The 14,031-nt window shown below is 65.7% G+C and carries 1 protein-coding gene; it reads left to right on the forward strand.

Features of this window, described 5'->3' with window-relative positions; translation table 11 throughout:
• Position 1: 1 nt before the first annotated feature.
• Positions 2-13,948, forward strand: coding sequence for a non-ribosomal peptide synthase/polyketide synthase (locus tag AC3I65_RS15585; RefSeq protein ID WP_488523972.1), 13,947 nt, complete (start codon positions 2-4; stop codon positions 13,946-13,948).
• Positions 13,949-14,031 lie beyond the last annotated feature (83 nt).

The raw sequence follows: 14,031 nt of genomic DNA on the forward strand, positions 1-14,031 counted from the left end.
AATGACCAGCGAAAAAACCACCGGTAACCCGATCGAAGACATTTACCCGCTGTCGCCGCTGCAACAAGGGATGCTGTTCCACTCCCTGCTGCACGAAGACTCCGGTGTGTACCTGATGCAGGATCGCTACCGCATCGGCGGGGCCATCGATGAAGGCGCGTTCCTCGAATCGTGGCGCCAGGTGGTAGCGCTGCACCCTTCCCTGCGCGCCAGTTTCCAGTGGAAAAGCCAGAAGCAACCGGTGCAGGTGATCCATCGTCAGGTCAAGGTACCGCTGGACACCCTCGATTTGCGCGGGCTCGCCCCCCATGAGCAGGAAGCACGGATCCGCACCCTGCTGGAAGACGAGCAGAAAGTCGGCTTCAACCTGTCCAAGCCACCGCTGATTCGCTTCCGGCTGGTGCGCCTGGCTGATGAGTCCTACGAATTCATTCGCAGCTTCCACCACATCCTGATGGACGCCTGGTGCATTTCCCTGGTGACTGTGGACTTCCTCAAAGTCTACGAAGCACTGTGCAACGACCGCACGCCAGAGCTGAAAAGCCCTCGGCCGTTTCGCGATTACATCCAGTGGCTGCAACGCCAGGATGCGGGCAAGGCCGAGGAGTTCTGGCGCGGCCAGTTGCAAGGTCTAAACGCGCCCACGCCACTGACCGTGGACAACGGCGTGACCCGCGACCGCTACACCGATGCGGTGCTGGTGGACGATCAACTGATTCACCTGAACGAGCAGGAAACCCAGGCGCTGGCGGCGTTCTGCCGCAATCGGCGGATCACCCCGAACACGTTTTTCCAGGGTGTCTGGTCACTGCTGCTGTCGCGCTACAGCGGACAACAGGACGTGGTCTTCGGCGTCACCGTGGCCGGGCGTCCGGCCGACCTGACCGGCGTCGCGCAAATGATCGGCCTGTTCATCAACACCCTGCCACTGCGGGTGTCGGTGGACCCGAATGCCACGCTCGGCAATTGGCTGGGCGACCTGCAAAAGCTCAACGTCGACATGCGTGACTTCGAGCACACGCCGTTGACCGACATCCAGGGCTGGAGCGATTTCCCCCGGGGCGAGACCCTGTTCGACAGCATCCTGGTATTCGAAAACGCCCCCATCGACGAACAGATCCTCGAAGGCGGCTTCCAGTTCAGCCTCGAAGGCATGGACCACAGCGTGCACACCCACTACGGCTTGACCGTGGTGATCCTGCCGGGGGAACAGCTGGGCATCCGCGTGTCGTATGACCGCGAACGTTTCGAGGCCGCCACCGTGCAGCGCCTGCTGGGCCACATCGCCAGCCTGGTGCGCAGCATGCTCGCCGCCCCCGACGCGCCGTTGGCCAGCTTCGAACTGCTGGCCGCCGAGGAGCGCCAACAGTTGCTGGGCGAGTGGGCACTCAACCGCCACGATTTCCCGCTGGATCAAAGCTACGCCGAGCTGTTTGCCGCCCAGGTCGCCCAGCGCGGTGATCAGGTCGCTGCGATCTGCGCCGGTGAGTCACTGACCTACGCCGAGCTGGACCTGCGTTCCACGCGCCTGGCCCATGCCCTGCGCGAGGCCGGCGCCGGTGCAGATCAACTGGTCGCGCTGGTGGCCCCTCGTGGCCTGGCGCTGTTGACCATGATGCTGGCCGTGTTCAAGGCGGGCGCAGCGATGCTGCCCCTTGAGGTCAATCACCCGCCCGAGCGCCTGCGGGAAATCCTCGGGCTGTCCCGCGCGCCTCTGCTGGTGGCGAGCGAAGCCTGCAGCGGCCTGCTCGATCAACTGCTCAGCGACCTCGACCGGGCGCCCGAGGCGCTGTTCGCCGAGGCCTGCTGGACGTCGGGCAACGACGCGCCTCTGCCGGTGCTCGCCGGTCCGGACAGCCTGGCCTACGTGCTGTTCACCTCCGGTTCGACCGGCACTCCGAAGGGTGTGATGATCGAACAGCGCGGCATGCTCAACAACATCTTCGGCAAAGTACCGGCCCTGGGCCTCAGCGCCGCCGACCGGATTCCCCAGACCGCCTCGGTGGCGTTCGACATTTCGGTGTGGCAGTTCCTCGCCGCGCCGGTGCTCGGTGCCACCGTGCACATTCTTCCGGATGAAGTCGCCCACGACCCGCAACACCTGTTGCAAGTGCTCGCCAGCGAGCGCCTGAACGTGCTGGAAATCGTCCCGAGCCTGATGCGCACCCTGCTCGCGCTGTGCCCATGCGATTTGCAACTGCCGGACCTGCGCTGGGTATTGCCCACTGGTGAAGCCCTGCCGCCGACCGTGGCCCGCGACTGGTTCGCCCGGTTCCCCGACATTGCCTTGATGAACGCCTACGGGCCGGCTGAATGCGCCGACGACGTGGCCTTCCAGCCGATTTTCGAAGCACCAGGGGCCGAAGTCAGCCACATGCCCATCGGCCAGCCGACCGCCAATAACCGCCTGTATGTGCTGGACGAAGCCCTGCGTCCGGTGCCGGTTGGCGTGGCCGGGGAAATTTGTGTCGGGGGCGTCGGCGTCGGCCGCGGCTATCTGCACGACCCGCAACGCACCGCTGACGCCTTTATCGACCATCCTCAACTCGAAGGTCGCCTGTACCGCACCGGTGACCTGGGGCGCTGGCGTGCAGACGGGGTGATCGAATACCTCGGCCGCCGCGACCAGCAGGTCAAACTGCGCGGGCACCGGATCGAGCTGACGGAAATCGAACACCGTCTCGCGCAGCACCCGAACGTGCGGGAAGCCGCGGTCCTGCTGCGGGAAAACACCGTCGGCGAAGCCTGGCTGGTGGCGTACTGGGCGGCCCATGACCAGGCCCTGGGCAGCGACGACCTGAGCGAGCACCTGCGCGCGCAACTGCCGCCGTACATGGTGCCGGCGGCCTTCGTCTGCCTGGACAAGCTGCCCCTGAACAACAACGGCAAGGTCGATCGCAAAGCCCTCGCCGCCCGTGAGCTGGACTGGCAGGCCGACACCCAGCACAGCATCGCCCCGCGCAACGCGCTGGAAACCAGCGTGGCGTCTGTCTGGGCCGAGGTCCTGGGGCGCGACACAGTAGGCGTGGAAGACAACTTCTTCACCCTCGGTGGGCATTCACTACTGGCGACCCAGATCGTGGCCCGCCTGCGCACCCAATTCAAGCTCGACCTGCCGTTGCGGGTGTTGTTCGAACAGCCGACCGTGGCCTTGCTGGCCAAAGCCATCGCCGCCCGCCAGGCCGAGGCCGCCGCACCACACGCCAACGCGCTCAGCGTGCCCAAGGCCCAGCCTCGTCCGCCGCTGCTACCGCTGTCGTTCTCGCAACAGCGTCTGTGGTTCATCGAACAACTGACGCCGGGCACCACCCTGTTCAACATCCCGTTCGCCCTGCACCTCAAGGGTGAACTCAACGTCCAGGCGCTGCACGCCAGCCTGAACGATCTGCTGGTGCGCCACGAAATCCTGCGTACCGGCATCCACAATAACAACGGCGTGCCCTGCCAGCGCATCAGCCCAGCGCTGGACATCTCGCTGCCCTTCGAAGACTTGTCGAGCCTGACCGCTACCGCGCGCGCCGGCGCGCAGTTCAATGCCTTGCAAGACACCTTCGAGCAACCGTTCGACCTGACCTGCCCTCCGTTGCTGCGGGCGCGCTTGCTGCGCCTGGCGCCGGACGAGCATGTGCTCGGCATCGCCCTGCATCACCTGGTCTCGGACGCCTGGTCGGCCACCATCGCCCTGCGCGAGCTGGCCCTGGGTTATGAAGCCCGTTGCAAGGGCGCCGCCGCCGAACTGCCGGCCCTGCCACTGCAATACGCTGACTTCGCCCTCTGGCAGCGCGAACATCTGCAAGGCGCGGAACTCAAGCGCCAACTCGATTACTGGACCACCACCCTGGACCGTCGCGACAGCGACGCCAGCCCGCTGCTGGCCTTGCCCACCGATCATCCTCGACCGTCGGTGCAAAGCTACCGCGCCGGGATCGTGCAGCGTGAACTCAGCGCCGACCTCAGCGCCCGGGTACACGCCTTTGCCAGTCGCCTCGGCACCACGCCGTTCACCGTCCTGCTCGCAGGTTTCGCCGTGTTGATGCACCGTTTGAGCGGCGATGCCACGGTGCTGGTCGGCACCCCGGTCACCCACCGGGAACAACCGGGCACCGAAGGCCTGCTGGGCATTCTGTTGAACAACCTGGCGATTCGCGCGGACTTCGAGCCGCAAGCCGACTTCACCGCCCTGGTCAAACAAGTGGCCGAGCGTCTGCGCAATGGCTTGCTGCATCAGGACCTGCCGTTCGAACAATTGGTCGACAGCCTGCAACTGCCGCGCAGCCTCAGCCATGCACCGCTGTACCAGGTGATGGTCGCCCAGCAACTGGCCATGGAGTCGCGGTTGCGCTTCCCCGGGCTGGAATTCGAAGCCCTGGACACGCCGCTGCGGCACTCCGAATGCGACTTGGACTTGCACGTGCTGTGCCCGGCCAATGCGCCGATCCAGCTGGAGCTGATGTTCGCCCTCGACCTGTTCGTCGCCGACAGCGCCCGCCATACTCTCGCGCGCCTGGAGCATCTGCTCGAACACATGCTCGCCGAGCCACAGCGCCCGGTCGCCGCCTTGCCGCTGCTAATGGACGCGGAGTGGCAACGCACCGTGGTTGAGTGGAACCGCACCGAGATGCAGGTGCCGACGCACCTGACCTTTGCCCAGTTGTTCGAACAACAGGCCGAGCGCACCCCGGAACGCGACGCCCTGTGTTTCGAAGGCCGCAGCCTGAGCTACGGCGAACTGAACCGGCGCGCCAACCAGGTAGCGCATTACCTGCGCAGCTGTGGTGTCGGTGCCAACCGCCCGGTAGCGCTGTGTGTCGAGCGTTCGCTGGAACTGCTGGTCGGCCTGCTGGGCATTCTCAAGTCCGGCGGCGCTTATGTACCGCTGGACCCGACCTACCCGGTGGATCGCCTGGCGTACATGCTTGAAGACGCGCAGCCGGCACTGTTCCTCGGCCAGCAGGGTTTGCTGGAACAGCTGGGCGCCGAACTGCCACGCTTGCGCCTGGACAGCGACGCAGCGCTGTTCGCCAACCAGCCGGACAGCAACCCTGCCCCGCTCGCCGGCCCGCAAGACCTGGCCTACATCATGTACACCTCCGGCTCGACCGGTAAGCCCAAGGGCACCCTGGTAACCAACGGCTCGGTGGTCAACCTGGCCTGGGCGCGCATCCATGGTTTGTATCGCCGCTACACCGACCAGCCGATGCGCACCAGCTTCAACTACTCGTTCGCCTTCGACAGCTCGGTGGCCGAGCTGATCCTGCTGCTCGACGGCCACAGCCTGTACCTGACCCCGGAAGACGTGCGCTACGACCCCGAGGCCCTGGCCGGGTTCTTCCGCGACACCCGTCTGGAAGCCTTCGAGTGCACCCCGGCACAGCTCAAGGCCCTGCTTGAAAGCGACGGTGTTCGCCGTGGCGAGGTGTACCTGCCGCGCTTCGTGCTGTTCGGTGGCGATGCGGTGGATGCACAGCTATGGCAACGCTTGCCGTCGATTGCCGGCAGCCGCTTCTTCAACACCTACGGCCCAACCGAATGCACGGTCGATGCAACCGGTTGCGCGGTGGATGACTTCCCGCTGCGGCCGATCATTGGCCGGCCGATCGCCAACGTGCGCACTTACGTGCTCGATGCGTTCCTCAACCCGATGCCGGTGGGCGTCCCGGGGGAACTGCACATCGGCGGTGCCGGCGTGACCCTGGGCTACCTCAACCGTGCCGAACAGACCGCGAAGGTGTTCATCGAAGACCCGTTCTCGTCGCTGCCCGGTGCGCGGATGTACAAGTCCGGCGATCTGGTGCGCTGGCTGCCGGACGGCCAGCTCGAATACCTGGGACGCATGGATCATCAAGTGAAGATTCGTGGCTTCCGCGTCGAACTGGGGGAAATTGAAACCCTGATCGGCGCCCAACCGGGCGTGCGCCAGGCCGTGGTGTTAGCCCGTGAAGACGTGCCCGGCGACAAGCGCCTGGTGGCCTACGTGACCTGCGACCAGCAGGCCGACATCCACGCCTGGCGCAACGCCATTGGCGCCGCCCTGCCCGACTACATGGTGCCTTCGGCATTCGTGCTGCTCGATGAGTTGCCACTGACCGACAACGGCAAACTCAACCGCAAGGCCTTGCCGGCCCCGGACATCCAAGCCGCACCAGACGCTCTGCAGCCACCGCGCAGCGTCGCCGAACAGCAACTGGCTGCCCTGTGGGCCGAGTTGCTGAACGTGCCGTCGTCGCAGATCGGCCGTGATAGCCACTTCTTCTACCTCGGCGGCCACTCGCTGCTGGCGGCGGCGCTGTTTGCCCGCCTGCGTCAACAGTTCACCAGCGTGCCACCGTTGCGCTCGGTATTTGAACACCCAACCCTTGAAGCCTTGGCCGCGCTGCTGGGCGATCCCCTGCAAGCCCCGGCGGCGACCTTCGCTGCACCGGCACGTCCGGCACGCCTGCCGCTGTCGTTCGAACAGCAACGCCTGTGGTTCCTCGAACAACTGAGCGTCGGCGGTGGTGAATACAACGTGGTCAGCGCCGTGCAACTGGACGGCGAACTCAATGTCCAGGCCCTGCAAACGGCCCTGGACAGCGTGGTCCAGCGCCACGAGATTCTGCGCAGCCGCATCGTGCGCGATACCGACGGCGAGTTGGCGTTGATCGTCGAACCGCAAGTCGCTATCACCTTGCAAGTCACGCCACTGCAGGCCGCCAGCGACGAGCAGTGGCAACAACTGACCGACGCGGCGATCCACGCGCAAACTGGCCGCCGTTTCGACCTCGCCGCCGAAGTGCCCGTGCGTGCCACACTGCTGCAACGCAGCGGCGGCGCCCAGTCGCTGCTGTTGCTCAGCCTGCACCACTGCGCCACCGATGACGCCTCCAGCCAGAACCTGCTGGATGAGCTGCGACAGTTCTACACCGCCCAGTGCCAGGGCACTCCGGCGGCACTCCCGGCACTGGCGCTGCAATACCCCGATTATGCCCTCTGGCAGCGCGAGCCCGGTCAACAGACCGTGTTCAGCAGCCAACTGGAATACTGGCGCAACCAACTGGAGGACGGCGACTACCTGCTGGACCTGCCGACCGAACAGGGCCGTCCAAACCAGCTCGCCCCGACGGCCGGCGCAGTGCAACTGCAACTGCCGTCTGCCCTGGTGGAACGCCTGCGGCAGTTCGCCCAGCAACGCGGCGCCACGCTGTACATGCTCATGCTCGGTGCGGCGCAGTTGCTCTTGGGGCGCTACGCCAACCAGCGCGACGTACGGGTCGGCAGCCCGGTGGCCCAGCGTCCATTCGCCGAGCTGCAACCGCTGATCGGCTGCTTCGTCAACACCGTGGTCATGCGCGCCGATCTGGATCCGACGCTGGATTTCGAAGGTTTGCTGGGCCAGGTGCGCAACCGTGTGCTGGATGCCCAGCAGCATCAGGACGTGCCGTTCGACCAGGTCGTGGAGCACCTGAAACCTTCGCGCAGCCTCGGCCAGACGCCGCTGTTCCAAGTGCTGTTCGCCATGCAGAACTCCGATTCGTCGAGCCAGCCATGGCCGCAGTTGCAGGTCAGCGAACGGGCGGTGACCGCCCAGGCCACCAAGTACGACCTGAACTGGGAAGTGCACGACGGCGAGGTGCTGTCGGTGTTGCTGGAGTACCGCGCCGCGCTGTTCAGCGAAACCACGGCCCGGCGTTGGCTGGAACAGTGGCAACAACTGCTGGAAGCCATGCTCGAAGCACCGCAGACCCGTCTCGGGGACTGGTCACCGTTGCCAGCGGCAGAACGTCAGCGTCAACTGGTCGAATGGAACGCCACCGAGCGCAACTACAGCGGCCCGACCGACCTGCACACCGCGCTCAGCCAACAAGCCGCCCTGAGCCCCAACGCCCCAGCATTGGTGTTCGAAGGCCAGCGCCTGAGCTATGCCGAGCTGGATCAACGGGCGCAAACCGTTGCCCGGGCCCTGCGCGCCGCCGGTGTAGGCACCGACAGCATCGTGCCGCTGTGCATGGAGCGTTCGGTGGAGATGGTCGTGGCCTTGCTCGGTATCGTCCATGCCGGCGCCGCGTGGTTGCCGCTGGACCCGGAATTGCCGGCTGCACGCCTGGCGTTCCTGATCGAAGACGCCGATGCCAAGGTCACCTTGACCCAGGCGCAGTGGCTGTCGCGCCTGCCAACCGGACATCAAGCCTGGACCCTCGACGCCCTGCCCCAGGCTCCAGCGTTCGAGCCGATCAGCGTTGAAGCTCACGACCTGGCCTACGTGCTCTACACCTCCGGCTCCACCGGCCAACCCAAAGGCGTGATGAACGAACACGGCGCCTTGATGAACCGCCTGCACTGGATGCAGGACGCCTTCCCGATTGGCCCGAACGACCGTGTCCTGCAAAAGACCCCGTACAGCTTCGACGTCTCGGTGTGGGAGTTCTTCTGGCCGCTGATCACCGGCGCGACCCTGGTGGTCGCCCGTCCGGACGGGCATCGCGACCCGGCCTATCTCAGCCAGTTGATCCAGCAGGAACGGGTCACCACCCTGCACTTCGTACCGTCGATGCTGCGGGCGTTTGTCGAAGAACCGAGCCTGGTCAACTGCCACAGCCTGCGCCAGGTGTTTGCCAGCGGCGAAGCACTGCCGGTGGATCTGGTGCGGCGTTTCATGGGCCAGCACCCGGCGGCCCTGGTCAACCTGTACGGCCCGACCGAAGCAGCCATCGACGTCTCGGTCTGGCGTTGCTCGGCCAACGACGTGATCGTGCCAATTGGCAAGCCCATCGCCAACCTGCGTTTGTACATCCTCGACGAGGCCATGCAACCGTTGCCGATTGGCAGCATCGGCGAGCTGTACATCGGTGGCATCGGCGTGGCCCGGGGTTATCTGAAACGCCCGGACCTGACCGAGGAACGCTTCCTCGCCAGCCCATTCATCGAGGGTGACCGCCTGTACCGCACGGGCGACCGTTGCCGCTTCCTGGCCGATGGCAACATCGAGTACCTGGGGCGTCTCGACCATCAGGTGAAATTGCGCGGCCAGCGCATTGAACTGGGGGAAATCGACGCTGCACTGCTCGCGCAGGCCGGTGTTCGCGATGCCGCCACCTTGTTGCTCGACCAGCGCCTGGTGAGTTTCTGGTGCGGAGACGCCGATGAGGCGACCCTGCGTGCCGAGTTGAGCGACAGCCTGCCCGCGCACATGCAGCCAAGCCTGTTCGTGCAGCTCGACAGCCTGCCGCTCAACAGCAACGGCAAGCTCGACCGCAAGGCATTGGCCGCCACGCCGCTGCCACAGAGCCAAAGCGACCAGCCGCGCACAGCACCGCGCAACGCCACTGAAAGCGTACTCTGCGAACTGTTCGGCGAAGTGCTGGGTTGTTCGCCAGTCGGCATCGAAGATCACTTCTTCCAACTCGGAGGCCACTCCTTGCTGGCCACCCGCCTGGTCAGTCGGGTCCGTGAGCGCCTTGGGGTTTCCCTGCCCTTGCCGCTGGTATTCGCCCAACCGACGGTCGCGGCCCTGGCCGAGCATCTGCGCGCGGCCATGCCCGGTGAATCGATCAGCGCACAACCGCGCCCGGCGCAATTGCCCCTGGGTCTGGCCCAGCGCCGATTCTGGATGCTCAGTCGCCTGGTGCCGGAATCCCGCGAGTACCACATGCCGTTTGCCCTGACCTTGCGCGGTGAGCTGCAGGTCCAGGTCTTGCGCGAGGCCTTTGAGCAGCTCAGCCAGCGCCATCTGGTGCTGCGCAGCCGGATTGTCGAAGTCGACGGCGAGCCGCAATTGCTGATCGACGACCACGGACCGGCGCTCGCGGTCACTGACGTCGCGACCCAGGACTGGGCCTCGGCCTGCGCCAACGCCCAGGACGAACTGATGACAGCGTTCGACCTGGCCGCCGCCGCACCTTGGCGCGCGCATCTGCTGCAACGCCAGGGCAGCGACGAAAACCTGCTGCTGGTGTGCCTGCACCACAGTGCCACCGACGGTTGGGCCATGCAGTTGCTCATCGACGAACTGACCCAGGCCTACGCCGCCGGCCTCAACGGGCAGTCGCCGGCCTGGACGCCGCTGGAGATCGACTACGTCGATTTCGCCCTGTGGCAACAGCACCCGGACACCCAGACCCGACGCAGTGACAGCCTGGACTATTGGAAAAACCACCTGGGCCAGGAAGACTACCAACTCGACCTGCCCATCGACCATCCGCGTGGCGCCGAAGCAGATCGTCGCGCCCGGCAACTGACCCTCCGTCTCGGCACCCAGCGCGCCGAAGCCATCCGTCAGTTCGCCCGTCAGCGCGGCACCACCACCTATGTGGTGCTCGCCACGGCCTTGAGCGCGCTGCTGGCGCGTTACAGCGGTCAACGGGAGATTCGCTTCGGCACCCCGGCGGACCAGCGTGATCAACCGCAAGCCCAGACACTGCTGGCCTGTCTGGTCAACACCCTGGTGATCCGCAGCGACGTCGACCAACGGGCTCCGGCCGAGCAATTGCTCGCCAGCCTCGAGGCCGACCTGCGCGCAGCCCAGGCCCATGCCGACCTGCCCTTCGCCACACTGGTCGGTGCTGTCGCGCAAAACCGCGACCTGAACCGTACACCGCTGTTCCAGGTGCTGTTCTCCCTGAACTATGGCCGGATGGACAGCAGCCAATGGCCGGGGCTGAACGTCGAAGAGCAGATGCTGCCGGTGATCGACGCCAAGTTCGAACAGAGCTGGGAAGTCCAGGACGATGGCAGCGACATGACGCTGGCGCTGGAATACCAATCGGCCTTGTTCGACGAAACGACGATGCAACGCTGGAGCACTCAATGGTGTGCGCTGCTTGATGCCTTGGTGGCAACCCCTGGGCGCACGCTGGTCGAACTGTTCCCGCAACAGCAGGATCAGCAGCAACTGGATCGCTGGAACGCCACCGAACGTCACTACAGCGGCCCGACCGACCTGCACACCGCACTCAGTCAACAAGCCGCCCTGAGCCCCAACGCCCCAGCGCTGGTGTTCGATGGCCAGCGCCTGAGCTATGCCGAACTGGATCAACGGGCGCAAACCGTTGCCCGGGCCCTGCGCGCCGCCGGTGTAGGCACCGACAGCATCGTGCCGCTGTGCATGGAACGTTCGGTGGAGATGGTCGTGGCCTTGCTCGGTATCGTCCATGCCGGCGCCGCGTGGTTGCCGCTGGACCCGGAATTGCCGGCTGCACGCCTGGCGTTCCTGATCGAAGACGCCGATGCCAAGGTCACCTTGACCCAGGCGCAGTGGCTGTCGCGCCTGCCAACCGGACATCAAGCCTGGACCCTCGACGCTCTGCCCCAGGCTCCAGCGTTCGAGCCGATCAGCGTTGAAGCTCACGACCTGGCCTACGTGCTCTACACCTCCGGCTCCACCGGCCAACCCAAAGGCGTGATGAACGAACACGGCGCCTTGATGAACCGCCTGCACTGGATGCAGGACGCCTTCCCGATTGGCCCGAACGACCGTGTCCTGCAAAAGACCCCGTACAGCTTCGACGTCTCGGTGTGGGAGTTCTTCTGGCCGCTGATCACCGGCGCGACCCTGGTGGTGGCGCGTCCGGACGGGCATCGCGACCCGGCCTATCTCAGCCAGTTGATCCAGCAGGAACGGGTCACCACCCTGCACTTCGTCCCGTCGATGCTTCGGGCGTTTGTCGAAGAACCGAGCCTGGTCAACTGCCACAGCCTGCGCCAGGTGTTCGCCAGTGGCGAAGCCTTGCCAGTAGATCTGGTGCGGCGCTTCATGGGTCAGCACCCGGCCGCCCTGATCAACCTGTACGGCCCGACCGAAGCGGCCATCGACGTCTCGGTCTGGCGTTGCTCGGCCAACGACGTGATCGTGCCGATTGGCAAACCCATCGCCAACCTGCGCTTGTACATCCTCGACGAGGCCATGCAGCCGTTGCCGATTGGCAGCATCGGCGAGCTGTACATCGGTGGCGTCGGTGTGGCCCGGGGTTATCTGAAACGCCCGGACCTGACCGAGGAACGCTTCCTCGCCAGCCCATTCATCAAGGGTGATCGCCTGTACCGCACCGGCGACCGCTGCCGCTTCCTGGCCGATGGCAACATCGAGTACCTGGGGCGTCTCGACCATCAGGTGAAGTTGCGCGGCCAGCGCATCGAGCTGGGGGAAATCGACTCAGCGCTGCTGAACCTACCGGCCATCACCGGCGCCTGCACCCTGGTCATCGACAACCGCCTGGTGGCGTTCTACAGCAGTAGCACCGCGCAGTCGGACCTCGACACCCAGCTCGCGGCCGAACTGCCGGCGTACATGGTGCCGGCGGTGTGGGTGCAAATCCCGGCCCTGCCTCTGAGCACCAACGGCAAGATCGACCGCAAGGCCCTGGCTGCCCTGCGCCTGCCAAGCACCCAGAAAGACTACGCGGCACCGCGCAACGAGCTGGAACGCCTGCTCTGCCAGTTGTTCGGCGAACTGCTCGGCGACACCTTGACCGGCGGCCGTGAAGTCGGCACCTCGGACAGTTTCTTTGCCCTGGGTGGTGACTCGATCCTCGGCCTGAAACTGATCTCGCGCCTGCGTGAACAGGGCTATTCGCTCACGCCACGGGACCTGTTCCGTTCGCCGACCCCGGCGGCGCTGGCCCACGTGACCACGACTCTGTTGACCCAGGCCGAGCAAGGCGACGTGAGCGGGCCAATGCCGCTGATGCCGTTGCACCAGTGGTTCTTCGACCAGCAGCAGGTCCAGGCCGCCCACTGGAACCAATCGGTTCTGGCCGACAGCGACCGTCGCCTGGAACCGGCCATCGTGCAAGCCACGCTGGACCGGCTGGTGGCCCACCACGACGCCCTGCGCTTGCGTTTCAGCAACATCGACGGGCAATGGCAGGCGCACATCGCGCCGGTGGCCCCGGCCCAACTGACCCGCTGCGAGCGCCCGGAACAACTGCTGCACGTCGCGCAGAGCCTGGACCTGCAACACGGCCCGTTGTTTGCCGCAGCCCTGTTGGAGGGCACGCCGCAGCGCCTGTACCTGGTGGCCCATCACCTGGTGGTCGATGCGGTGTCCTGGACGCCGCTGCTGGAAGACTTCCAACAGCTGTACCCCGCCCTGGAACGTGGCGAAAGCGCGGCGTTGCCGGCAAAAACCACCTCGTATCGTCAATGGGCCGAACACCTGCAAGCCCATGCCGCGAAGGCTGCTACCGAGCATCGCTACTGGAGTGCCCAGGTCGGCACGAACCGGCCGCCAATGGCCACGGTCGCCGAGCGCCAGACACTGGCGGCCCGCTGGGATGCCAGCCGCACGCAGCAATGGCTGACCGAGTCCCACGCGGCGTACCGCACGCAACCGGAAGAACTGCTGATCGCCGCCCTCGCCGCGACCCTGGCCGAGGTCGAACAGCGCAGCGATATCGTGGTGGACCTTGAGCGCCACGGACGTGACGCACCGTTTGCCGGGCTGGACGTCGGCCGCACCGTCGGCTGGTTCACCACGCTGTACCCACTGCGGGTGAACGCCCGCGGTGCCGCGGGCGAGCAGGTGCGCAACGCCAAGCAAGCCTTGCGTGACGTACCCGGCCAAGGCCTTGGCTACGGCTTGCTGCGCCAGCGCGGCGAGTTGCCGGCCAGCCACGGTGATGTGCTGTTCAACTACCTGGGGCATGAGCAAACGCCAGAGGGCTGGTTGCGCGCCAGCAGCCTGACCCCGCCGCCGGAGGTGGCCCCGGTGAACCGAGTGACCCATGCCCGTGAAGTGGTGGCCTGGCTGGAGGACGGCGTGTTGCGTGTCGAATGGCACAGCGTCACACCGAACGCCGACAGCCGTTTGCCCGCTCGTCTGCTGGAACATTTGCAGGCGCTGGTCGAGCACTGCCTCGACCCGCAGGCCGGTTCGCTGATGCCAGCGGATTTCCCTCTGGCCAAGGCGCTGAACCAGAAGTCCCTGGACAAGCTGCTGGGCAAACTCAAGACCAAACCCAATTCCCAAAGCTAGCGAGCGACGCCGCGCCCGCGCAGGTCTCGGACCGGCGCGGCGCCCTGATCGACTCACTTGAGTTTTCAAGACTTTGAAATGGA

Source organism: Pseudomonas sp. N-1-13 (assembly GCF_057787095.1).

Bases quoted from the DNA above. Each gene is read 5' to 3' on its own strand.
- AC3I65_RS15585 (WP_488523972.1), top strand. From the start codon at position 2: ATGACCAGCGAAAAAACCACCGGTAACCCGATCGAAGACATTTACCCG.